Source organism: Rhizobium sp. ERR 942 (assembly GCF_007828395.1).
GTDB lineage: Bacteria > Pseudomonadota > Alphaproteobacteria > Rhizobiales > Rhizobiaceae > Rhizobium > Rhizobium dioscoreae.
On record NZ_VIUA01000001.1, the window covers coordinates 1161815 to 1185674 of the forward strand.

Below are 23860 nucleotides of genomic sequence, written 5' to 3' on the forward strand. Positions count from 1 at the left end.
CGACCTCAGGCGGGAACGCCGGGTTCTGATTCCTGCGCGATGGGCTCGGCCGCCCGCCGTTTGCTTTCGCGATAGAAAGTATAGATGCCGGAGGCGATGACAACGGCAGCGCCGAAAACAGACCATCCGTCAGGCACTTCGCCAAAGGCGATCAGGCCGAGCAGGGCCGACCAGATGAGACTGAGATAACGGAACGGCGCGACGAAAGAGATTTCGCCCGTGCGCATGGCCAAGATGACGCTCTGGTAGCCGATCAGCACCAAGACGGAGGCCAGCAGGATTTGCAGGAGCGATGTCGTGCTCACTGGCTGCCAACCGCCAAAGGGGACGATGCACAATGCTCCGAATATGGAAATGGAAATTGCCGTACAGAACGTGACCATCAGCGACGGCACATTCTTATCGATGCAGCGTGTCGCCAGATCGCGGGCGGCGGTCGCAAACATGCAGGCGATGGCAAGGAGGGCCGCTGTCGTGAACCCGTCCCGGCCGGGCCTGATGATGATCAGCACACCGACGAAGCCGACGACAATGGCCGTCCATCGCCTCCATCCCACAGGCTCCTTCAGGAAAATCATCGCGCCAAGCGTCACGGCAAGCGGTACTGCCTGTTGGATGGCGGAGGCATTGGCGATGGGCATCATTCCAAGAGCGGTGATATAGGTTGCCGCCGCCAGTGCTTCGCAGGCGATGCGCAGCGCAATCATCGGCTGCAGGATGACGCGCCAATTGCGCAGAGCGCCCATTCGGCGAGCGAGCAGATAGACGAAAAAACTCGTGAACAGGCCGCGGATGAAGATGATTTCGCCTGCATTCATCGTGGCGATGACTGTCTTGGACAAAGCATCGCTGCAGGAGAAGCCGGCCATGGCAGTCGCCATGAAGAGCGCACCCTGCGTATTCTTGGTCAGTCGCATAAGAGATGAGTCCCCGATATACCCATCTGGATTAGCGCCGTTTTCGGCAAATTGGAATCGGCTGTGCTTTGGGTGCAGTTGAATTCGATTGTGCAGTGCGGCGAAATTGCTGCGAAAGAAAGGTTGGTTTTTCGCGTAATGGTCGCGAAATGATACGGCGGTTGTAATTTTTTTGCCAATGCGAAGAGTTTCGGGCAGGCGATTAATCCTTATTCAATCTTATTTCCCGAGGCTCACAGCGGTTTTGCATGAGGCAGAAGCACCTACCGCAGCGCAGCAGGAATGACGATCCCGCCTCCGCTGGAGATTTTTAATAATCCAGTTGAGGCGCCGCATGTTTTTCATTGATCGTCTTTTGCAAGGCCGCAGGATTGTCACCAAAGTCCTAATTTTCGTGGTACCGCTGGTGGTTCTCATCGCCGGTGTCGGCCTCGTCGGTTATCACACCGCCAATATTCTGAACGGTCACATGACCGTGACGCGCGCCACGATCGAAAATATCAGCGATTTCGAGAACCTGCAGGCCGCCCTGCAGGAATTCACCGGATCGCCTTCGGAAGAGACGCGCCAGGCACTGGCCGACAAGATCGATGCGCAGGAACAGGGTGTCCGTCGATTGAGCGGGCTGCTCAGCGACGATCAGCGCGCCAAAATCGTTCCGGTCACCGAGCTCGCCGCCAAGATGCGCACGCAGGAAGCCACGCTCTGGTCTATCAAACAGAAGCAGGACAGCGACGTCGAAGCCATCCGGAAGGCGGTGCAAAATGTCGAGGCGACCGCCAAGGCGGCCGGCAAGCAAATCGACATCATCCGCAAGGATTTCAGCGACAAGGAGACCTTTGCCAAGGAACTGCTTTACGATGCTGCGGCCTATAAGGGCCTTTCGGAGAAGATGAGCAATCTGCGCATTCAAGTCCAAATGGCAGCCGACTCCACGGAAGAAATTTCCGATGCACGCACCTACGCCGATGCCATCTTGAAGCAGGTGACGGTTTCAAAGGCGCTGGTTTCAAAGCGCGGTGCGGGCCTGGTCGCGAATGCCTCCGATGCTGCCGACAAGCTCGACGCGGTACTGAAGGGTTCCGGCACGCCCGATCAGAAGGTCGAGGCCATGGGGCCGATCCTGCAGAGCTTCGTGAAGATCGAAGGCGAGATGACGCTGCAATCGGCCAAGAACAGCGATACCGCCGCCGATCGTTTCGTCAGCCTCGACAAGATCATCGATGGCCAGAAAGAGCTTCTGGATCACGTGGATCAGGCACTCGGTCTCGTCGATCGCCTGACCCTGCATGCCTCGCGTATGGAAAATGTCCGCGATGCTGCATCGCGCGAGCCAGTGCTTGCGGACCTGAAGGATTTGCAAAGCGTTGCTGCCAGGATTTCGGAACTTGGCCAGACCAACGCCACCATGCGTGATTTTTCCACTCACATGAAGCCGCTGATCGACGGCCTGACCAGTGGATCGGCCGATCTGCTTCAGACGGCTGCCGACTGGAAGACGACGCGCGTTCAGTCCAATACCCTACTGGCCGATGCGATGACCTCGCTGCGTGGCTTTGTCGCCCAGGCGCAGGAACTCGGCAAGGAAGACAGCGAGCGCTCGGCCAATGTCTCGGTCATCGCCATGATCGTCGGCACGCTGCTTGCCATCATCGGCGGCCTCATGCTGGTGGAAACCCTGCGCGGTCCGCTGAAGCGTGTCACCGATGTCATGACGCGCCTTGCCAGCGGCGACTTGGAAGTCGCGATCGACGGCCGCAATCGCGGAGACGAGATCGGCGACATGGTGCGCTCCGTCAGCGTCTTCCGCGATGCCGCGCTCGAAAATGTCCGGCTGGAGCGGGAGGCTGAAAGCGCCCGTGCGCTCTCCGCCGAAGAGGCTGCCCGCCGCGCCGCCGAGCGCGCCCGCATCGAAGCCGAGCAGAAGCAGGCGCTCAATGCGCTGGCCGATGTTCTCGCCAAGCTTGCCGACGGCAATCTGGAGGAGAGCATGCGTGAGGATCTTTCCGCCGATTTCGTGGAAATGGCCTTCACCTATAATCATGCAGTCGAAGCTCTGCGCGAAACCCTGACGGACGTTCGCTATACGGCCGAGGAAATCAAGGGCGGCACTGGCAATCTTGCCATGTCGGCTGACGATCTCGCCCGGCGCACCGAGCAGCAGGCGGCTGCTCTTGAGGAAAGCTCGCGGGCGCTGCATCGCCTCAGCGACGTCGTGCGTTCGACTGCCGATCGTGCACGGCAGACCGCAAGCTCCGTCAATGAGACGCAGGCTTATGCGACGCAATCGGGCGAAGTGGTTGCCAAGGCTGTGGGCGCTATGAGCGAGATCAACCGTTCCTCCGAGAAGATCGCCACGATCATCGGCGTCATCGACGAGATCGCCTTCCAGACCAACCTCCTGGCGCTAAATGCAGGGGTCGAGGCAGCCCGTGCCGGCGAAGCGGGCCGCGGTTTTGCAGTCGTTGCCCAGGAAGTGCGTGAACTGGCGCAGCGCTGTGCCAACGCGGCGAAGGAGATCAAGGGCCTGATTTCGGCAAGTTCTGCCCAAGTGCAGAATGGCGTACATCTGGTCGAGCAGACCGGCGCGGCGCTGGCGGAGATCATCAACCATGTCACCGGCGTCCAGCGGCTCGTTGCCGATATTTCGTCTGCCACTACCGAGCAGTCGACCGGTATTGAGGAAGTGACCCGCGCCGTCTCTGAAGTCGAGCTGATCACGCAGCGCAACGCGGCCATGGTTGAGGAGAACAATGCGGAGATCCACGGCCTTCGCCAACGGGTCGACATGCTGTCGGAAAAGATTGATCGCTTCCGCACCGGCGATAGCGAGGTGGAATATGCGCGCTACAGCAGTACGGATGCGCGGTATCGCGCCGCATAAAGCGGTGCTTTAGATAAGGCTAATAACCGATTGATGCGCCGGGCTAATGGTTCGGCGCATTTTGATTGAAGCTTACTGTCGCGATCACGGCGCCGTGGACGAATTACCGGCCGAGATTCAGCGTTTCACCGTCGGCGGGGATTAACAGGCGCGACGGATCGAGGCCGCTGGCCTCTGCGGTTTGGCGAAGATCCTGGCGTGTGACGGTCGCGTGATCGAGTGCTTCCATATGGGTTGCGACAATAGTCGCTTGCGGGGCGAGGCGGCTGACTTCGAGCGTCTGTTTGTCGTCCATGACGATCAGGTCGCCGTCCCAACGGGCGCCGCAGGAATGGGTGACGATAATATCGGGCGAGAATTCACGGATCGTTTCGGCGACTGGAGGGTAAAGCACGGTATCGCCAGCCCAATAGACGGTGGGTTCGCCATCGGCCTCCAGCGTGAATCCGATGACCGGACCCATTTTTTCCACTACTGGCCCGACACCGTGGCTGCCCTGCCGGGGCGTGATTGTCAGCCCTTGCCAAGTGACCGATTGCGCGAGCGGAATGACATTTGTGAAGCCGGCGTCGCGGATACGTCCTTCGTCACCGGGTTGGCAAAGGATCGGCAATGTTTTCGGCACGTGCTCCTTGGCCACAGCATCGAAATGATCGGTATGCAGATGCGATACAATCACCAGCTCGACGCCCTGGAGAATATCGTCGATCGAACGTGGCAGTTCCGTCATCGGATTGGGAAAGCGGCCAGTGAAGGACGGAAGACTATGGCGCGGTGCAAAGTAAGGGTCGATCAGCAGCACATGGCCGCCATAGCTGATCTTCAGCGTCGCGTTGCGAATAAGCTCAAGCTGCATGTAGATTGTCTCGATTTAATTTAACCGCCGGTAACGCTCATGTGGCGCGCGACCGCCGGGCGGTTGTGCGTGCGGTCGATGATGAAGTCATGACCTTTGGGCTTGCGGGAAATGGCTTCATCGATTGCGGCGTGGAGCAGGGCGTCATCCTCGCTTGCGCGCAGCGCTGTGCGCAGGTCGGCCGCATCGTTCTGCCCCAGGCACATGTAAAGCGTGCCCGTGCAGGTGAGCCGCACGCGATTGCAGCTCTCGCAGAAATTATGGGTCATCGGCGTGATGAAGCCGAGGCGGCCGCCGGTCTCTGCGACTTCGACATAGCGGGCAGGGCCGCCCGTCTGGTAAGGGATGTCCGTCAGCGTGAACTGATCTTCGAGATCGGCGCGCAACTGGGAGAGCGGCAGATACTGGTCGGTGCGGTCTTCGTCGATCTCGCCCATGGGCATGGTCTCGATGACGGTCAGGTCCATGCCGCGACCATGCGCGAAGCGCAGCAGGTCGGGAATTTCGGTATCGTTGAAGCCTTTGAGCGCGACGGCATTCAGCTTGATCTTCAGGCCGGCCTTCTGCGCCGCGTCGATGCCTTCCATCACCTTGGAGAAATCTCCCCAGCGGGTGATCGTACGGAATTTATCAGGATCCAAAGTATCGAGCGACACGTTGATGCGCCGGACGCCGCTATCGTAAAGTTCTTCGGCATGGCGGGCGAGCTGAGAACCGTTGGTCGTCAGGGTTAATTCGTCGAGTGCCCCATTTTTCACGCTCTCGCCGAGTTTGCGGACCAGAAACATGATATTCTTGCGCACCAGAGGTTCGCCGCCGGTAAGCCTGATCTTGCGCACGCCCTTGGCGATGAAGGCGGAGCAGAGCCGGTCGAGTTCTTCGAGCGTCAGCAGATCCTTCTTGGGCAGGAAGGTCATGTGTTCGGCCATGCAGTAGGTGCAGCGGAAATCGCAGCGGTCGGTGACGGAAACGCGCAAATAGGTGACCGCGCGCCCGAAAGGGTCAATCATCGGGCTTTTATCCGCTGCCAGCGGCGAAGCGCCGCCTATGGTACCGACAATGCTATTCACTCAAATCTCCATCACACTGCTAATGTGTGCATAGGCGATTGTTGCGTCAAGGAAAATGCCTTTCAATTATACTTGCGTGTGGAGCTGTGGCGGCATAATTCTCGGAAAGACGCTGAAAGACATGGGAAAATCGATGAGTGACGTTTGGCCGACCGAATTGCGGGTTTCGAAGGATCGCCGTCACCTCATGGTGACGTTCGATAACGGCACGAGCTTCGACTTGCCGGCCGAGATGCTGCGGGTGCTGTCTCCCTCCGCGGAGGTCCAGGGACATGGGCCGGGACAGAAGGTTACCGTACCGGGCAAGCGCAATGTCGGCATCATGTCGATGACGCGGACCGGCAACTATGCTGTTCGCATCGGGTTCGACGACATGCACGACACGGGAATTTTCACATGGGCCTATCTGCGCGAGCTCGGAGAAAAGGGGCAGGAGCTTTTCGCGGCCTACGAGGCTGAGCTGAAGGAAAAGGGTCTCAGCCGCGACCCGGTCAGAAAGCCGCACTAGAAAATCTCCAGTAACGGACAGGGGGCGTAAGCATGATCCTTGGGGGTAGGGAAAACTGGCTTCGCGCCAAGGGCAGCAAGAACGAGAGCAAGGTTTCCTTCGTCGAGCTGTTTTTCGATCTGGTTTTCGTTTTCTCGATCTCGCAGCTTGCACATGCGCTGGCCGAGCATTTCACCCCATTGGGGGCGCTCGAAGCCATCATGCTGATCTTTGCGGTGTGGTGGGTCTGGGTTTTCACGGCGTGGGTGACGAACTGGCTCGATCCCGACCGCATGCCGGTGCGTATCATGCTGTTCACGCTGATGTTTGCGGGGCTTATCCTCTCCGCTGCAATCCCCGAGGCTTTTGGCGAGAAAGCGATTTTCTTTGCCGGCGCCTACGTCTTTATGCAGGTCGGGCGCTCGCTGTTCACAGTCTATGCCCTCAAGAATGTCAGCACCGCTAACCATCGCAACTTCCTGCGGATCACTTGCTGGCTTGTCTTGTCCGGCATTTTCTGGATTTCAGGGGCGCTGGTGGAAGGCGAGGCTCGTATCGTGCTTTGGCTGATCGCACTCGTTATCGAATATTCGGCTCCGGCACTCGGCTTCCGGGTTCCCGGCCTCGGCAAATCGACGACGGCGGACTGGGATGTATCGGGCGCCCATCTAGCCGAGCGTTGTGCGCTGTTCATCATCATTTGTCTCGGCGAGGCCGTTCTGCAGGCGGGCAAGACCTTTGCAGAACAGCCGGTGACGCCGTTGATCGTAGCAGTATTCATTACCGCTTTCGTCGGCACGGTTGCTCTGTGGTGGATTTATTTTCAATTCGGTCATGAAAGGGCGGCCCATCGCATCGAGCATGACGACACGCCCGGCAGCCTCGCGCGGCAGGCGTTTACCTATGCGCATATTCCCATCCTCGCCGGCATTATCCTGAGCGTCGTTGGAGATGAATTTCTCTTTGCTCATCCACATGATGCCGCCGACATGCACGCTGCAGCCGCGCTACTCGGCGGACCGGCGGTCTTTCTCCTTGGAAATCTCTGGTTCAAAGGGGTAACCACCGGCCGGCCGCCGCTATCGCATATGGCGGGGCTTGTTGGGCTGGCGCTGTTGCTGCTTACATTGCCGATGGTTGTGGTCTATCAGCTCGGCATCCTCGCCACGGCCGTACTCGTCGTCGTTGCGATCTGGGAATTCGCCTCGCTGAACCGGGTCGTTCCTTCGGCGCGCTCAGCCGGCGATCATTGATCGCCAGCAAGCTCCAGCGGTTCACGTTCTTCCTGTAGCAGGAGACTGACGACGCGTTCCATGTGCACGGTGATCGCTTCACATTCTTCGATCGGCGCATCCGAGAGCATCCGGTCGATGAGCGCGGTCTGGATGATCATGGCTTCCTCGGTTACACGGCGCCCTTCCTCCGTCAGGTAGAGGCGAAGCACGCGTTTGTCCTGCTTGTCGCCGCGCCGTTCGATCAGCCCGCGCTTTTCCATCTGCGGCAGCAACATGCTCATGTTGGAGCGGCCGACCAATAGCTTGCGGGCGAGTTCCTGCTGGGAAATGCCTTCAAAGCGAAACAGGTTGACGAGAATGTCGAGGTGCGGCGGCTTGATGTCGAGATGCGCCAATGCCCGTCCGAGTGATTGTTGCATCAGCTGACAGGCGCGCGCCACCGCGATCCAGCTTCGAAAACGCGGATGGTCCCAGGGAAGGGGTTGATTTTTGTTCATCGTTGTACTTTATTGTTCATAGTTGAACATTATCGGATTCCCACTATGCCATCCTTTGCGCTCAAGGTCACCCGGTCGAGTCTCGCCGGTCTCGAAAGGCTGTCTCCGCGGCTCGCCGGCAAGGCGGCTTTCCGGCTTTTCTGTCTGACGCCTTCGCGTCGCCCACGCGGCTCGAAGGCCAAGGCGGCGCATATGGAAGGCAGGCAGCGTCTTCTCGCAGCAGAGCAGGTGATGCTGCCGCTTCCGGGCGGCCGTGCCATGGCCTACCGCTTCAACGGCGGAGCCAAGGGAACGCGCAAGCGCTATCTCGTAGTCCATGGCTGGGGTTCCAGCAGTGAATACATGTCCGAACTGGCCGCATTCCTTGCCGACGATGGAGCGGAGGTGATCTCGCTCGATCTTCCCGGGCATGGTCGCTCAGGCGGGCGGTTCTTGAATGTGCGTTTGGCCGTCTCCGCCATTGCCGCGGCGTCGGCCCGTTTCGGAGCCTTCGATGCCGCGATCGGACATTCTTTCGGCGGCGCATCGCTGACGCTGGCATCTGCAGGCTTTCTGCCTGGTATCGAACCGATTCGGCCAGGCAAACTGGTGTTGATCGGCGCGCCGAGCGCCATGGGCTGGCTGTTTAAGGATTTCGGCCGTCTGATGCGACTTGGACCAGCGACGCAGGCGGCCCTGGAAGACGAGGTTCGCCTGGTAACGGGCAGGACGCTCGCTTCCTATGACCAGAAGCGCGACCGGCTCGATCCGAGCCGGCCAGTTCTTGTCATCCACGCCGAGGATGACAAGGAAGTGAGCGCCGATCACGCGCGCGGCTATGCTGCCGAGGGCGCGCATGTCCGTATCTTCTGGGCCAACGGTTTCGGGCACCGGCGCATTGTGAGTGCTGCACCCGTACTTGACGCCATCCAGAGCTTCCTTGCCGAAGATATCGAGGAGGAAAATCCGCTCGAAAATCATGACGGGACGGTGCTATCGTTCTACCGAACTCCGCTGCGTCGCTCGTCATAACGATGTCTGCGCCGCCTCGGATCTGAATGGATTGCCACAGAGAAGCGTGAGGCCGCATGCACATCGTCACATCCGTCGAGGAACTGAAGCAGCTCTATGGCGACGCCGGTGAAGCGTCGATCACGAAGGTAACGAGCGTCCTGACACCACTTTATCGCCGGATGATCGAAGCGTCGCCCTTCATGGCTCTGGCAACGGTCGGGCCTGAGGGGCTTGATTGTTCACCACGCGGCGACTTGGGTGGAGTCGTTCGCGTGGAGGATGAGAAGACCCTGCATCTGCCGGATTGGCGCGGCAACAATCGCGTCGACTCTCTTGCGAATATCGTGCGCGATCCGCGCATAGCGCTGATGTTTCTCATCCCGGGATCGAATACGACGATGCGGCTCAACGGTCGGGCTGTCGTCTCGATCGAGCCAGCATTGCTCGACAGTTTCGAGATGGATGGGAAGCATCCGCGCTGCGTTGTCGTCATCACGATTGAGGAAGTCTATTTCCAGTGCGCACGGGCGGTGATGCGGGCCGAGCTGTGGAATGCGGAACGGTTCGTCGATCCGGCAAGTCTGCCGAGTCCAGGTATGATGCTTAAGGCTGCAAAGGCCGATTTCGACCAGGAAACCTATGACCGCGAGGCACCGGCGCGGGCCGCCAAGACACTCTGGTAAACAAGCCGCCGGCATGCCTGGGAAAGCAGCGCCGGCGGTTGGTTGGCTTCGCTTCTAATTCTTGTAGATGAGCCAACTTTTGGTGAAATCCTTCTGCATGCCGTCCTGATAGACGCTGCTGCAATTGCGGCCGGCATTCTTGGCGCAGTAGAGCGCCAGATCGGCCTTGTTATACAGCTCTCCCGAATCGGCTGCTTCCGAAGCCATGCAGATGCCGAGGGAGAGGGTAATCGGACCATAATCGACCCTGGTGCGCGAATTCTTGAACGGCGTCGCTTCCAAGGTGCGACGTACCCGTTCGCAGACCGTCGTAACGTCGTCGATGCTGGTGGCTTCCAGAATGAGAGCGAATTCCTCGCCGCCGACGCGGGCGACGAAAACGTCGCGGCGCACATTGGCGCGGATGATCGAGGCGACGGTCGCCAAGATCTTGTCGCCGACCGGATGGCCGAAAGTGTCGTTGATCCGCTTGAAATGATCGATATCGGCAAGCACCAGAGCGGTCGTCGGTCTGGTCAGCTGATTGTCGAAGATCGAGACCAGCCGGTCCTCGAAGGCGCGACGATTGGAAAGCCGGGTCAGTGCGTCGGTATTGGCGATGCGCTTATATTCGTCCAGTTCCTTGCGAACCAGCTCCATTTCCTGGCTCCGCTGGACGACGTTCTCGACCGTCTTTTCACCATGAGCCATGGTGTCGCCTGTCGCTGCGGCGAGCATGTCGATGGCGCCGCGCAGCAGTTCGGCGCTGTTGTGGCTCCTCGAACTTATGCTCTCACAGGTCTCGCCAAGCAGGCGATTGTAGCTTTGGAGCGTCGTCTGTTCTTGGCGCAGGGCGCGCAGGACGGCATCGAGTTCGGTGGTCAGACGGGTATGCGCATCGTCGAAGACACGACCCGCGTGATGCGGAAAATATTTGGCTCCGATGTCGTCCAGCTCTTCCTGGGTGGCGCTCTTGCCGAGGGCTGCCAGTTCACGGGTGAGAGCGAGATTGGAGCCTATATAAGCTTCATAGAAAAGTTCGTAATTGCGCGGAATAGGTGCGATCCCCATGGATCGCATGGCGTATGTAATCTGCCCTGCCACGTCGGGAATTTGCGCCTTGGGCGCAATCGCCGTACTCATCGTGAGCTCCGTAACATGTATTGGTTAAATCCCTTCTTTATCTATGCAAAGATTCTTTGAGAAAATATTAAGGACGTGATTGTGAAAAATCCTCTGTGATTACGGTTTTATTCGGAAATAATTACAATTGAAGGATGGTTTTACAGAAGGGGCGCTGATGCGCCCCTTTCGATATGTTCGATCGCAAGTGGTTTTTTCTATCCGAGATTGAGTTCCTGGAAGAAATCGTTGCCCTTGTCGTCAATGACGATGAAGGCGGGAAAATCCTCTACTTCGATCTTCCAGACGGCTTCCATGCCGAGTTCCGGATATTCGAGAACCTCTACCTTCTTGATGCAATCCTGAGCAAGGCGCGCTGCCGGACCGCCGATGGAGCCCAAGTAGAAGCCGCCGTATGTCTTGCAGGCTTCGCGCACGGCGCGCGAACGGTTGCCCTTGGCAAGCATGACCATGGAGCCGCCGAAGGACTGGAACTGGTCGACGTAGCTGTCCATGCGGCCCGCGGTCGTCGGACCGAAGGAACCGGAAGCATAGCCAGCCGGTGTCTTTGCCGGGCCGGCGTAATAAACCGGATGGTTTTTCAGGTATTCCGGCATGCCTTCGCCTTTTTCCAGGCGCTCGCGGATTTTGGCATGCGCCAGGTCGCGTGCCACGATGATCGTGCCGGTGAGCGACAGCCGTGTCTTGACGGGATGTGCGGATAGTTCTGCCAGGATATCCGCCATAGGCCGGTTGAGATCGATGCGGACCATGGACTCCGAGAGCTTGGCTTCATCGATCTCGGGCATGTACTTGGACGGATCGGTCTCGAGCTGCTCGATGAAGATGCCATCGCGCGTGATCTTGCCCTTGGCCTGGCGATCGGCAGAACAGGAGACGCCGAGGCCGATCGGCAGCGATGCGCCATGACGGGGCAGGCGGATGACGCGGACATCATGGCAGAAATACTTGCCGCCGAACTGGGCACCGACGCCGAGGCTCTGCGTGAGCTTGTGGATTTCCTTCTCCATTTCGATATCCCGGAAGGCGTGTCCGCTTTCGGAGCCTTCCGTGGGAAGACAGTCGAGATACCGTGTCGAGGCGAGTTTGACCGTCTTTAGGTTCATCTCCGCTGACGTGCCGCCGATAACGATGGCGAGATGATAGGGTGGGCAGGCTGCCGTACCAAGCGTCAGGATCTTCTCTTTCAGGAAGTCCAGCATGCGATCGTGGGTCAGCAGGGAGGGTGTGCCCTGATAGAGGAAGGTCTTATTGGCCGAGCCGCCGCCCTTGGCGACAAAGAGGAATTCATAGGCGTCGGTGCCTTCCTCATAGATATCGATCTGGGCGGGCAGATTGTTTTTGGTGTTCTTTTCCTCGAACATCTTGATCGGTGCGAGCTGCGAGTAGCGCAGGTTCTTCTTCTCATAGGCATCGAGTACGCCCTTTGCCAGCGCGCTGCTGTCGCCGCCCTCGGTCCAGACGCGGCGGCCTTTCTTGGCCATGATAATGGCGGTGCCGGTGTCCTGGCACATGGGAAGCACGCCGCCAGCGGCGATATTGGCATTCTTCAGCAGATCGTAGGCGACGAAGCGGTCGTTATCGGTGGCTTCCGGGTCTTCCAGGATCGAGGCGAGCTGCTTCAGGTGGCCGGGGCGCAGCAGGTGGTTGATATCGGCGAAAGCCGTCTCGGCGAGCAGGCGGATGCCCTCGGGTTCGACGGTCAGGATTTCCTGGCCCTTGAAGGTGTCGACGGAGACGTAATCGCCCGAAATCTTGCGGTAGGGGGTCGTGTCGTCGCCGAGAGGAAACAGATCGTCAGCCATTTGGGAAACCTTTCAAGCCGGATGGCGGGGAAGATGTTTGGAAACGATCTAAATCCGGCTTGAGGCAAAAGCAATTGTTGATAGTGACCTAGTGGTGCGAGGCATCATCCGATTAGTTCAGACAAGCAGAAGGCGAGCGCTTGATGCCTGCGTTGCAATGCTCTCAATATTTTATAGATAACCGAGGCCATCTGATTAGGAAATCGGCGCATTTTCGTTGGAACAGGTCTGGCTGTGCATTGGCGGGGTTTATGCGCAATACGCCGTGCCACATGTCATCGAAGCCATCTGGCGCGTACACGCTTCCATCTTCTGCTCTTATGCCAACACGGGTGCAGGAAATCAGATAGCGATCAATGCCTTCTTCCGCGCGCTTAAGAGGCGGATAGGGCTTTCCGAATTTTTTCGAATACCAAAGATGAACTCGAGCCTGATTTCGAACCTCGATCCGGTCCGCCAAACGTCCGAGAGCCCGCTTCACCTTCTGAATGACTTTATCTTCGGCTTCCCACGATGGATCTCGATCATCAAAATAGAAGATATCATAATCTTTGATGCCCCATGTCGGCGGATGCCCACTTTTGAAATTCCACACCGTTTGAAATAGGCATCCGGCAGTAAGGATGCATTGGGGTAGCTCGAGAGTAGGAAGGCGATCAAATAGTTCCCTATTGATCTGATTCTCCATTACATGCGCGACAAAGTCGGATGTCGTTATCGACATTGATACCTCCATTTGTTCGCTTTATGTTCTAAAGATTGATCAATCTCGTCAAGGGAGTGGAGACTGTCTCCACAGAGGGTGCCCCGGCCATTTGCCGGGACGACTTGTTCCAATGGGTGATTTCACTTCGGACCGATCATCGTTTCCGGCCGGACGATGGCATCATATTCTTCCGATGATACCAATCCACTCGCCAGAGCTTCTTCCTTCAGGGTCGTGCCGTTCTTGTGAGCGGTCTTGGCGATCTTGGCGGCATTGTCGTAGCCGATCTTCGGCGCGAGTGCCGTCACCAGCATCAGCGAACGTTCGAGACCGGCCTTGATATTGTCCTCGCGCGCCTCGATGCCGACGACGCAATTATCCGTGAAGGAGACGGCGGCGTCGCCGAGCAACTGCACCGACTGCAGGAAGTTGTAGGCCATCATCGGATTGTAGACGTTGAGCTCGAAATGGCCCTGGCTGCCGGCAAAGGTGAGGGCTGCATTGTTGCCGAAGATGTGAATGCAGACCTGCGTCAGCGCTTCGCATTGCGTCGGATTGACCTTGCCCGGCATGATCGACGAGCCCGGTTCGTTTTCCGGCAGTGCCAGTTCGCCGAGGCCGGAGCGCGGGCCGGAACCCAGCAAGCGGATATCGTTGGCGATCTTGAAGAGAGCTGCGGCCGCGGCATTGATGGCGCCATGGCTGAAGACCATCGAATCATGGGCGGCCAGCGCCTCGAACTTGTTCGGGGCGGTAACGAAGGGCAGGTCGGTGATCTTGGCGATCTCGTCAGCGACCTTCTCTGCAAAGCCGATCGGCGCATTGAGCCCGGTTCCGACCGCGGTGCCGCCCTGGGCGAGTTCGCAAAGGCCCGGCAGGGTCAGCTCGATGCGCTTGATCGACGAGGCGACCTGGGCGGCATAGCCTGAGAATTCCTGGCCGAGCGTCAGTGGCGTTGCATCCTGCGTGTGAGTGCGGCCGATCTTGATGATATGGGCGAAGTCGGCGACCTTCTTTTCCAGGGCCGCATGCAGGTGCCTGAGCGCCGGCAGCAAGTGATGGACGATCTGTTCGGCGCAGGCGATGTGCATGGCAGTCGGATAGGTATCGTTCGACGACTGGCTCATGTTAACGTGGTCGTTTGGATGCACGGGCTTTTTCGAACCCATGACGCCGCCGAGCATCTCGATTGCGCGATTGGAGATCACTTCGTTGGCATTCATGTTCGACTGCGTGCCCGAGCCGGTCTGCCAGACGACAAGCGGGAAATGATCGTTAAGCTTGCCATCTATGACTTCCTGTGACGCATCGACGATTGCCTTGCCGAGCGCCGGATCCAACTGGCCGAGCTCCATATTGGCGCGCGCAGCCGCCTGTTTGACGATGCCGAGGGCGCGGACGACCGAGAGCGGCTGCTTTTCCCAGCCGATCTTGAAATTGCCGAGCGAGCGCTGCGCCTGCGCGCCCCAATAGCGGTCGCTGGCGACTTCGATCGGGCCGAAGGTATCGGTTTCGGTGCGGGTGGACGTCATCTTCGTGGTCCTGCTTTCCATTGAGACAGATAGCAGCCATATAGGTGCGAACCGTGCTCATGAAAACATCAAAGCGCCATTCATGATTATAAAAATCATGTTTTCAATGCGGTCGTCGGGCGTGCCCTTTTTAACACGCCTGGCATATATTCGCGGAGGCGCATTTTCCGCCCCTCAAAAAGCCCGGCAAATTTCAATAAAAGATTAACCAATAATTTCATAATTCGGTGTGGACTAAGCGCGGAAGACGCCACTGCTTCGTCACGTGAAGTTGAGGCATTGAACGAAAGGCGGGGTCTCGTCGTTTTCAGTGTAGTGGGTGTATGATGTCTGAGACATCGCGGCCGAGTTGAAAACAGCACCGTCGAGCTCGAAGTTACCGTACGATACAGGGACTGATTAGAGAATGAAACTTGCCATCAAAGCCACAGCATCCGTCCTGGCTCTTTCCTGCTGCCTTTCCTCGATTGGCGCAACCTCCGCAAGTGCTATGACCCTCATGGATTTTATCCGTGGCGGTCAGGGCCGTCAGCAGAGCACGCAGGTTTCGGCTCCGGTTCCCGTCAACCCGGCGCAGACGCTGAACTCCGTTGAGCCTCCGCGGGCAAAGCAGCCGCTGCCGACCGTCGATGCGCCGAAATACTATACTTACAAGGCCGACCAGATGCGTCTGGTGTCGACAGTGCATTTCGCCGATCCGGTTGTGACCGGCGCCGTTGCAGACGCCTCTCCCACGCCGGTCGCTATCGATGCCGAAGTCTCGCAGCGCCGCTATCTGGCGGATGCCCGTGTCATGGCGACCAACGATATCGCCAAGGCGATCGAAACCTATTATGCCGATCAGAGCAAGCCGCTTCTCTGGGTTGCAGATCATGCCGTTAGCGACAAGGCGAAGGCCGCGATGGCGGTCCTTGCCGATGCTGGTTCCGTCGGCCTCGATCCTGCCGACTATGCGGTAACACTGCCCGGCGACAATGCCGCAAATGCCGACCCGGTGCTGCGTGATCGGGCTCTCATGCAGTTTGAGCTCACGCTCTCCAGCAAGGTGCTGATGTTCGTCCAGGATACGGTTCGCGGTCGTCTCGACCCGAACAAGATCTCCGGCTATCACGACTTCAAGCGCAAGGACGTCAATCTGACGGCTATGCTCGATGTATTGCGCGCCAGCCCCGATGCTGCCGCCTATCTCAACAGCCGCAGCCCGTCCAACCCGCAATTCATGGAATTGAAGGCGGAGCTTGCGAAGCTTCGTTCCGAGGCCGGAACGGACGGCAGTCACATTTCCATTTCGCTCGCCGGTACGCTGAAGCCGGGTGATAGCTCGCCGGAAATGGCCAATATCGTCAAGGCGATAGAGAATCGCGGCTCGAATGCACTGAAAACGGCTCACGCCGATCTTTTCTCCGCTTATCTGGGCACGCCGAGCTATACGCCCGAGCTCGTGTCGCTGGTCGAGGACTTTCAGCGCGAAAAGGGTCTGACGGCCGACGGCGTGATCGGCCCGTCCTCCGTTCGCGCGATGGTCGGCGAGAATAATGATGTGAAGATCCAGAAGCTGGTCATCGCCATGGAGCAGCTGCGCTGGCTGCCGGACGAACTGGGCCCGCGCTACGTCTTCATCAATCAGCCGGCCTTCATGGTCTATTATTACAATAACAATCAGGAGCAGCTGTCGATGCGCGTCGTCGTCGGCAGCAAGCAGCACCAGACCTTCTTCTTCGAAAATCAGGTGCAGACGGTCGAATTCAACCCATTCTGGGGCGTTCCGCAGTCGATCATCATCAACGAGATGCTGCCGAAGCTGCGTTCCGATCCGAACTATCTCGATCGCATGGGCTATCAGGTCGAAGTGGGCGGCCGCGCCGTCGCTTCGTCCAGCGTCGACTGGTATGGCTCGACGAAGAGCATTTCGGTTCGCCAGCCGCCGAGCAGCGACAACGCACTCGGTGAACTGAAGATCCTCTTCCCGAACTCGCACGCCATCTACATGCACGACACGCCGCAGAAGAGCTTCTTCAAGAAGGATATGCGCGCACTCAGCCACGGCTGTGTCCGTCTTGCCGATCCGCGCGCGATGGCCGCCGCCGTACTGAACACCACGGTCGACGACGTCGCCAAGCAGATCGCTACCGGCCAGAACAAGGCTGTGGCCGTACCGCAGAAGTTCCCGATCTACATCGCCTATTTCACCGCCTGGCCGAACAAGGACGGCGTGATCCAGTATTTCAACGATGTCTACGATCGCGATGCTGCCACACAGAAGGCGCTCGATGCGACCTCAAAGGCGCGGACTGCTCAGATCTAAAGTCTGTTCAGTGGCGAAAACAAAAATGGCGGCCATGTGCCGCCGTTTTTTGTTGCCTGTCGTATGAGAATATCACGCAGCGTCAGCGGGCGTTTCAGTTCAATTCTTCGCCTCGATCCGCCATTCCCTGCTGCCGAAGGTAACGTCGAAGCGGGAGAGGAAGGAACGACCGAGTAGTCCGTCGACTTCGGCGCCAAGTGCCGCGGTGTCGTCGAGAACCACGGCCGTGATATCGCTAGCTTGGACATGACCGACCTTCACCGTGGTCGCCGTTGTGCGTGTGGCTTGAGAAACGCCGTTTGCCGTTTGAAGAGATATTCCGTTGTTGCCGTCGACCGGCAGCTTGGCTCGTGCGGCGAAAGCTTTGCTCACCGCGACGAAGCTTGCACCGGTGTCGACGATGAACACGCCGTCTGTGCCATTGATCGAGACCTTGGCAAGGATGACGTTCTTGCCCTGCGTCGGAAATCGATCGCTGCCTGTCGCGTAAGTCGAGGCGCATTTGCCCATTGTTTCATAGAGTTTAATGATCCCACGCACGACCGCTGTGTCGTTTCTATCGGGGTTGGTTGAAACCCAGAGTTGCAGCGGTCCGATCGCCTCGCAATATTCACCAAGCTCGCGGTAGCTGGCGGAGATTCCCTCAAATACGGCACTATTCAGTATCGCGATATTGTCGGTAAGGCCGATGACCGAATAGTAGTCGTCAATGGCGTCCCGATATTTCTTGGCATTTTGGCGAATTCGCGCTCGCTGGAAATAGAAATCGGGCATCCCCGGGGACATTGCTATCACTTGGTTAGAGACTTTCAGCGCTTCGTCGAAGTCGCTGAGATCGTCAAGAATTTGTGCCGCTGAGCTCAAGGCGATGTTCGACGGCTTGCACTTGTCGGAGAAGGCAATGAAGACTTTGGCCGCTTCGCGGCGATAGCCCTGCTTCGTTAGCTCATCTGCGAATTTGTAGACCGCGTTCCAATCACAATGCTCTCGCCGTAACATATCGAGATCGGCTGCCATCGCGGGTCTGCCTGCAACAATATTCGGCAAAGGTGCGATGTCGAAATGCTTATAGACCGCGGTCAGAGCGGCATCGGGTTTGGCTCCAGCTCCGGTTTCCGTCTCGACGTACCCTATAATGCGGTCGCCGTAGATGTAGAACCAAATACCTGCGCATAGTGCACCACAGATAATCAATGTTCGGACAATAGAAGCAAACCACCCCCTGCGGCTTGGCAATCTACCGGCGTTACGGTCTTCAGGATCTGCTACGAGCAAGGGGGAGCGCTCCGCTATCGAGTGATCGTCCCACCTCGGCAACATCGCGCAGCGGGCCTTTCGCTTGCGCGGTTATGACGCTGATAGCAGAACGTCGATAAGTTGTGGCTGAAGCGCGTGAATCGCGCAAGACCCGTTACAACCGCGCCGTTCGAACCAACAGGGATTTTAGTATTCTCAGGCCGCCAGCAGTCCCTCGACCAGTTCAGGCGTCAGCTCGTCATAGTGATAGATGATGCGGTTCGGTCCAAGCGTTTCGATGCCGACATCGGAGTAGCCGAAGGGGACCGCGATGGAGGGGACGCCGGCATTGCGGGCGACAAGGATGTCGTTGATGCTGTCACCGATCATGATCGTCCGGGCGATGTCGCCGCCCGCGCGCTCGATGGTGCCGATCAGGTGTTCGGCATTCGGCTTGCGGACAGTGAAGGTGTCGCCGCCGGTAATGGCCTCGAAATATTGGGTCAGTTCGAGCCGGTCGAGAAGTGTGCGCGCAAGCGATTCCATCTTGTTGGTGCAGACGGCCAGCTTGTAGCCTTTGTTCCGCAGTGTTGTAAGCGCGGCCAGGAGCCCGGGGTAGGGCTGCGTGACGCCGGGCATCGTCTCGGAATAATGGGTTATGAAGCGCTGTAGCAGAGCCGGTAATTCTTCCGATGTCAGCGTATAGCCATGCAGCTTGCAGGCCCGCTCGATCATCACCTGCGCGCCGTTGCCGACAAGATGCGTCACGTCGTCGTAAGTGACCGGCGGAAGCTTGAGTGCGGCGATCGTATGGTTCAGGCTGACGATCAGGTCCGCATGCGTGTCCAGCAGCGTGCCGTCGAGATCGAATACGACAAGGGGAGATTTCACGAAGAATCGGCCTTTGCATAGAAAAGAGTGCGTCTTCCGGAGTTAAAAGATCGCGCGGGCAATTGCAACCGAAGTGCCGGAAAGCCTAGGCGGGAAGGCCTCGGGGATTTCTATATCATGCCGTTATTTTGGCTTTCGTTTGGCTGGAGAGCCGTGTAAACAGCAGACCAACGTAACAATGGGAGCAGGTGGCGCATGGACGCCCGCCAGATGAAAATCGAGGCTGCGAGAGCCGCGCTCGCTCACGTCGAAAGCGGCATGCGGCTCGGGATCGGCACCGGCAGCACGGCGGAGGAATTCGTTCGCCTGCTCGCCGAAAAGGTCGCCGCCGGCCTCTCGATTGAGGGCGTTCCCACATCTGAAAGAACGGCCAAGCTCTGCAACGAACTCGGCGTGCCGTTGAAGTCGCTCGACGATCTTCCGGAACTTGACCTGACCATCGACGGAGCCGACGAGCTGGATGGTGCGCTGACGTTGATCAAGGGTGGCGGCGGCGCGCTGCTGCGCGAGAAGATCGTTGCTGCTTCCTCAGCCCGCATGATCGTGATCGCGGATCAGAGCAAGGTCGTTGAGACCCTCGGAGCCTTTCCGCTACCGATCGAGGTCAATCCCTTCGGTCTCGTTTCCACTCGCATCCTCATCGAGAAGGCGGCCTCGCGTCTTGGGCTTTCCGGCGCGCTCAACATGCGCCGCGCGGGCGACAGCCTCTTTGTCACCGATGGGGGGCATTATATCGTCGATGCATCTTTCGGCCGTATTCCTGATGCAGAGGCGCTGTCGAGCGAGCTCTATTCGATTCCCGGCGTTGTCGAACACGGGCTCTTTATCCATATGGCGACACAAGCGATCATTGCCGGCCCCGCCGGTGCGCGCACGTTGCAGGCGAACAATACATAGGAGCACTCATCTCATGATCAAATTTGCGGGTCTTGGCCGTCTTGCCGCTGCAACCATCCTTCTCTCCGGCATTGCTTTCGGTTCCGTAAGCGCTCAAGAGGTTTCCGAGGATCAGATCAAGGCTGCCCGCGCCGCGATCAATGCTCTCGGCATCACCAACCAGTTCGACAACATCTTGCCGAACCTCGCCGAGCAGCTGAAGAGCACGATGATCCAGGCAAACCCGAATTTCGGCGATGCGATCAACTCGACCGTCGACGCCACCGCGCTCGCGCTCGCACCGCGCCGTGCCGATCTGGAGCGTGAAGCGGCCATCACCTATGCCAAGGCCTTCTCTGCCGACGAACTGAAGGCGATTGCAGATTTCTACAATTCGGCGGCAGGCAAGAAGCTTCTCAAGGACGGTCCGCTCGCCACCCGCGAACTCTACAAGGCGGCCGATATCTGGAGCCAGGGCATTTCGCGCGATCTCGCAAAGCAGAGCAACGATGCTCTGCAGAAGGTCGTCAAGCAGCCGGTCGTTACGCCGGATGCCGGTGCGGCCGCTCAGCCGGCGCCGAAGCAGTAATTAATGGTTCGCCGCCGCAGCGGTTTCGAAAGCTAGGTTTGTAGTTTTCGGTATCTGCGGCAAGCAGTTACAAATTCGAAGCCCGGATCGATTCCGGGCTTTTCTTTTTGGGTCTCGGCTCCCTATATGAGTGCCGACCCCCAATGGCGCTTCGCGCGCAACTTGATGTCTACAGGAGCGATCCATGCCTTCGTTTGATTTCGACCTTTTCGTGATTGGCGGCGGCTCGGGCGGTGTGCGCAGCGCGCGCGTGGCCGCATCGCTTGGCAAGAAGGTCGGGATCGCGGAGGAATATCGCTATGGCGGCACCTGCGTCATTCGCGGCTGCGTGCCGAAGAAATTGTTCGTCTACGCTTCGCAATATAGCGAGCATTTCGAGGATGCGGCCGGTTTCGGCTGGACGGTTGGCGAAAGCAGCTTCGACTGGAAGAAACTGATCGAGGCGAAAGACAAGGAAATCGCCCGGTTGGAGGGCCTCTATCGCAAGGGGCTCGACAATGCCAAGGCAGAGATCTTCGATACCCGCGCCGAGCTGGTCGATGCCCACACGATCAAGCTGCTGAAGACCGGCCAGACCGTGACCGCCGAGACCATCGTCGTTGCGACTGGCGGTCGGCCGAATCTGCACACGGCACTGCCGGGTCACGAGCTTTGCATCTCCTCGAACGAAGCGTTCCATCTGAAGGAACTGCCGAAATCGATCCTCATTGCCGGCGGCGGCTACATCGCCGTCGAGTTCGCCAACATCTTTCATGGTCTGGGCGTCGAGACGACGCTGATCTATCGCGGCGCCGAGATACTCTCGCGCTTCGATCAGGACCTGCGCAAAGGCCTTCACGAGGCCATGGAGGAGAAGGGCATCCGTATTCTCTGCCATGACATCATTGAGAATGTCGAGAAGGTAGAGGGCAGGCTCAGTGCTCGGACGAAGAACGATAAGCTCCTGACGGTCGATACCGTCATGCTGGCGCTCGGCCGTACGCCGAATACCGAAAATCTCGGGCTTGAGGCTGCCGGGGTCGCAATCAACGAGCAGGGCGCCATTATCGTCGACGAATATTCGCGCACTTCCGTTGCGAACATCTACGCACTCGGCGACGTCACCGACCGGGTACAACTGACGCCCGTGGCGATCCACGAGGCCATGTGTTTCATCGAGACGGTCTACAAGGACAATCCGACCCGGCCGGATCACGAACTCATCCCGACGGCCGTTTTCTCGCAGCCGGAGATCGGTACGGTCGGCCTGACCGAGGAAGACGCTGCCAAGCGTTATCCGGAGCTCGAAGTTTACCGGGCGCAGTTCCGGCCGATGAAGGCGACGCTTTCGGGCCGAGCCGAGAAGATGATCATGAAGCTGATCGTCAACGCCGCGGACCGCAAGGTCATCGGCGCGCATATTCTCGGCCACGATGCCGGCGAGATGGCGCAGCTTCTCGGCATCACACTGAAGGCCGGTTGCACCAAGGACGATTTCGACCGCACCATGGCGGTGCATCCGACGGCGGCGGAAGAATTGGTGACGATGTATTCGCCGAGCTATCGCATTCGCAACGGCGAGCGCGTGTAACGCGCTCGTTTTGGCTCTGAGATCGACTGCACCATAAAAGATTCGCACAGTAGTTTGCCCGCCTTTGCAAGCGGGCGGCAAAGGTTTATAAGCGCGCGTTATTTACGACGACGGGCCGCCCGACCAAGATCGGGCGTACAAGCAGGTGAGTGAGATGGCACAGAATTGGACCCCGAGCAGTTGGCGGCAGAAACCGATCCAACAGGTGCCGGATTTTCCGGACAAGGCAGCGCTGGCAGAGACCGAAGCGCAGCTTGCAAGCTATCCGCCACTCGTTTTTGCCGGTGAAGCCCGTCGCCTGAAGGCGCATCTCGCCAATGTCGCAGAGGGCAACGGTTTCCTGCTTCAGGGCGGCGATTGCGCCGAAAGCTTTGCAGAACACGGTGCCGACACGATCCGTGACTTCTTCCGCGCCTTCCTGCAGATGGCCGTCGTGCTGACCTTCGGTGCCCAGCTGCCGGTCGTCAAGGTTGGCCGCATTGCCGGTCAGTTCGCCAAGCCGCGCTCGTCGAACATCGAAACGCAGAATGGCATCTCGCTGCCGAGCTATCGCGGTGACATCATCAACGGCATCGAGTTTACCGAGGAAGCACGCATTCCCAATCCCGACCGTCAGATGATGGCCTACCGTCAGTCTGCCGCGACGCTGAACCTGCTGCGCGCCTTCGCCATGGGCGGCTATGCCAACCTGGAAAACGTCCAGAAGTGGATGCTCGGCTTCGTCAAGGACAGCCCGCAGGGCGAGCGCTACCGCAAGCTTGCCGATCGTATCGGCGAGACCATGGATTTCATGCGTGCGATCGGCATCACCGCCGAGAGCAACGCAAGCCTGCGCGAAACCGATTTCTTCACCAGCCACGAAGCGCTGCTTCTGGGCTATGAAGAAGCCTTTACCCGTGTCGATTCCACGACCGGCGACTGGTATGCGACCTCCGGCCACATGCTCTGGATCGGCGACCGCACGCGCCAGGCCGATCATGCCCATGTCGAATATTTCCGCGGCATCAAGAACCCGATTGGTCTGAAGTGCGGTCCTTCGCTGCAGGCGGACGATCTGCTTAATCTGATCGATATTCTGAACCCGCAGAACGAAGCTGGTCGCCTGACGCTGATCTGCCGTTTCGGTCACGACAAGGTTGCCGACAACCTGCCGCGCCTCATTCGCGCCGTCGAGAAGGAAGGCCGCAAGGTCGTCTGGTCCTGCGACCCGATGCACGGCAACACGATCACGCTCAATAACTACAAGACGCGTCCGTTCGAACGCATCCTGTCGGAAGTCGAAAGCTTCTTCCAGATCCATCGCGCCGAGGGCACGCATCCGGGCGGCATCCATATCGAGATGACCGGCAAGGATGTGACGGAATGCACGGGCGGTGCCCGCGCGGTCGGCGCCGAGGACCTGCAGGATCGCTATCACACGCATTGCGACCCCCGTCTCAATGCCGACCAGGCGCTGGAACTCGCCTTCCTGCTCGCTGAGCGGATGAAGGGCGGTCGGGACGAGAAGCGTATGCGCGCACACGGCTGAGCGAAGCCGCATTCATGATCTCTCGAACGGGCCGGCGAAAACCGGCCCGTTCGCTTTTGGGCTAGGAGCGATCAGCTC

Annotated in this window: 20 protein-coding genes; 10 read left to right on the forward strand and 10 right to left on the reverse strand. The window is 58.6% G+C overall.

The window, feature by feature from the left end; translation table 11 throughout:
- Positions 1–5: 5 nt before the first annotated feature.
- Positions 6–917, reverse strand: coding sequence for a DMT family transporter (locus FBZ97_RS05830; RefSeq protein WP_145317132.1), 912 nt, complete (start codon positions 915–917; stop codon positions 6–8).
- A gap of 334 nt (positions 918–1251) precedes the next feature.
- On the opposite strand from FBZ97_RS05830, the gene FBZ97_RS05835 reads away from it, so the two are divergent.
- Entirely contained in the window at positions 1252–3801 is a 2550-nt protein-coding gene (locus tag FBZ97_RS05835) for a methyl-accepting chemotaxis protein (protein ID WP_145317133.1), read from the forward strand.
- A gap of 103 nt (positions 3802–3904) precedes the next feature.
- Here the strand turns inward: FBZ97_RS05835 and FBZ97_RS05840 are convergent, their stop codons facing one another.
- Positions 3905–4657, reverse strand: a complete 753-nt coding sequence (locus FBZ97_RS05840) for an MBL fold metallo-hydrolase (RefSeq protein ID WP_145317135.1) — start codon at positions 4655–4657, stop codon at positions 3905–3907.
- Positions 4658–4677: 20 nt separating this feature from the next.
- Complete coding sequence (gene moaA / locus FBZ97_RS05845) at positions 4678–5727, reverse strand: GTP 3',8-cyclase MoaA (RefSeq protein WP_145317137.1); 1050 nt, start codon at positions 5725–5727, stop codon at positions 4678–4680.
- Positions 5728–5860: 133 nt separating this feature from the next.
- On the opposite strand from moaA, the gene FBZ97_RS05850 reads away from it, so the two are divergent.
- Together FBZ97_RS05850 and FBZ97_RS05855 are read left to right on the forward strand one after the other, a co-directional pair.
- A complete protein-coding gene (locus FBZ97_RS05850; RefSeq protein ID WP_145317140.1) occupies positions 5861–6235 on the forward strand; it encodes a DUF971 domain-containing protein in 375 nt (124 codons plus the stop codon).
- 32 nt (positions 6236–6267) lie between these two features.
- A complete protein-coding gene (locus FBZ97_RS05855) occupies positions 6268–7467 on the forward strand; it encodes a low temperature requirement protein A (RefSeq protein ID WP_145317142.1) in 1200 nt (399 codons plus the stop codon).
- Here FBZ97_RS05855 and FBZ97_RS05860 read toward each other — a convergent pair.
- On the reverse strand, positions 7461–7946 hold the full coding sequence (locus FBZ97_RS05860) for a MarR family transcriptional regulator (protein WP_113354609.1): 486 nt from the start codon (positions 7944–7946) through the stop codon (positions 7461–7463). The genes FBZ97_RS05855 and FBZ97_RS05860 overlap by 7 nt on opposite strands.
- A 45-nt stretch (positions 7947–7991) precedes the next feature.
- Between FBZ97_RS05860 and FBZ97_RS05865 the strand changes: the two genes are divergently transcribed.
- Together FBZ97_RS05865 and FBZ97_RS05870 are read left to right on the forward strand one after the other, a co-directional pair.
- Entirely contained in the window at positions 7992–8957 is a 966-nt protein-coding gene (locus FBZ97_RS05865) for an alpha/beta hydrolase (RefSeq protein WP_145317144.1), read from the forward strand.
- 56 nt (positions 8958–9013) lie between these two features.
- Positions 9014–9622 (forward strand): pyridoxamine 5'-phosphate oxidase family protein, encoded by a 609-nt coding sequence (locus tag FBZ97_RS05870; protein WP_112721185.1) that lies wholly within the window; start codon positions 9014–9016, stop codon positions 9620–9622.
- A 54-nt stretch (positions 9623–9676) separates the two neighbouring features.
- Here the strand turns inward: FBZ97_RS05870 and FBZ97_RS05875 are convergent, their stop codons facing one another.
- From FBZ97_RS05875 to fumC, 4 genes are all read right to left on the reverse strand, one after another.
- Positions 9677–10744 (reverse strand): GGDEF domain-containing protein, encoded by a 1068-nt coding sequence (locus FBZ97_RS05875; RefSeq protein WP_145317146.1) that lies wholly within the window; start codon positions 10742–10744, stop codon positions 9677–9679.
- A gap of 197 nt (positions 10745–10941) precedes the next feature.
- Positions 10942–12549 (reverse strand): fumarate hydratase, encoded by a 1608-nt coding sequence (locus tag FBZ97_RS05880; protein ID WP_145317148.1) that lies wholly within the window; start codon positions 12547–12549, stop codon positions 10942–10944.
- Positions 12550–12712: 163 nt separating this feature from the next.
- Positions 12713–13273 carry a nucleotidyltransferase family protein gene (locus FBZ97_RS05885; RefSeq protein ID WP_145317150.1) on the reverse strand — a complete coding sequence of 187 codons (561 nt, stop codon included), beginning with the start codon at positions 13271–13273 and terminating at the stop codon, positions 12713–12715.
- 122 nt (positions 13274–13395) lie between these two features.
- Entirely contained in the window at positions 13396–14787 is a 1392-nt protein-coding gene (gene fumC, locus FBZ97_RS05890) for a class II fumarate hydratase (RefSeq protein WP_145317152.1), read from the reverse strand.
- 406 nt (positions 14788–15193) lie between these two features.
- Here fumC and FBZ97_RS05895 point away from each other — a divergent pair, with 406 nt between their 5' ends.
- The gene (locus FBZ97_RS05895; RefSeq protein WP_145317154.1) at positions 15194–17092 is read left to right on the forward strand and encodes a L,D-transpeptidase family protein; all 1899 of its coding nucleotides are present in this window, start codon (positions 15194–15196) and stop codon (positions 17090–17092) included.
- A 99-nt stretch (positions 17093–17191) separates the two neighbouring features.
- On the opposite strand, the gene FBZ97_RS05900 is transcribed toward FBZ97_RS05895, so the two are convergent.
- Together FBZ97_RS05900 and FBZ97_RS05905 are read right to left on the reverse strand one after the other, a co-directional pair.
- Complete coding sequence (locus FBZ97_RS05900; RefSeq protein ID WP_186449452.1) at positions 17192–18367, reverse strand: TIGR02281 family clan AA aspartic protease; 1176 nt, start codon at positions 18365–18367, stop codon at positions 17192–17194.
- Positions 18368–18544: 177 nt separating this feature from the next.
- Positions 18545–19219: an HAD family hydrolase gene (locus FBZ97_RS05905; protein WP_113333104.1), complete on the reverse strand. Its 675-nt coding sequence runs from the start codon at positions 19217–19219 to the stop codon at positions 18545–18547.
- 195 nt (positions 19220–19414) lie between these two features.
- On the opposite strand from FBZ97_RS05905, the gene rpiA reads away from it, so the two are divergent.
- The 4 genes from rpiA (at position 19415) to FBZ97_RS05925 (ending at position 23782) form a co-directional block, all read left to right on the forward strand.
- Positions 19415–20116: a ribose-5-phosphate isomerase RpiA gene (gene rpiA, locus FBZ97_RS05910; RefSeq protein WP_113333105.1), complete on the forward strand. Its 702-nt coding sequence runs from the start codon at positions 19415–19417 to the stop codon at positions 20114–20116.
- 13 nt (positions 20117–20129) lie between these two features.
- Positions 20130–20684 (forward strand): DUF2059 domain-containing protein, encoded by a 555-nt coding sequence (locus FBZ97_RS05915; protein WP_069613069.1) that lies wholly within the window; start codon positions 20130–20132, stop codon positions 20682–20684.
- 184 nt (positions 20685–20868) lie between these two features.
- Positions 20869–22254, forward strand: coding sequence for a glutathione-disulfide reductase (gor, locus tag FBZ97_RS05920; RefSeq protein ID WP_145317158.1), 1386 nt, complete (start codon positions 20869–20871; stop codon positions 22252–22254).
- A gap of 154 nt (positions 22255–22408) precedes the next feature.
- Complete coding sequence (locus tag FBZ97_RS05925) at positions 22409–23782, forward strand: 3-deoxy-7-phosphoheptulonate synthase class II (protein WP_113390945.1); 1374 nt, start codon at positions 22409–22411, stop codon at positions 23780–23782.
- The last annotated feature ends 78 nt before the right edge of the window (positions 23783–23860 follow it).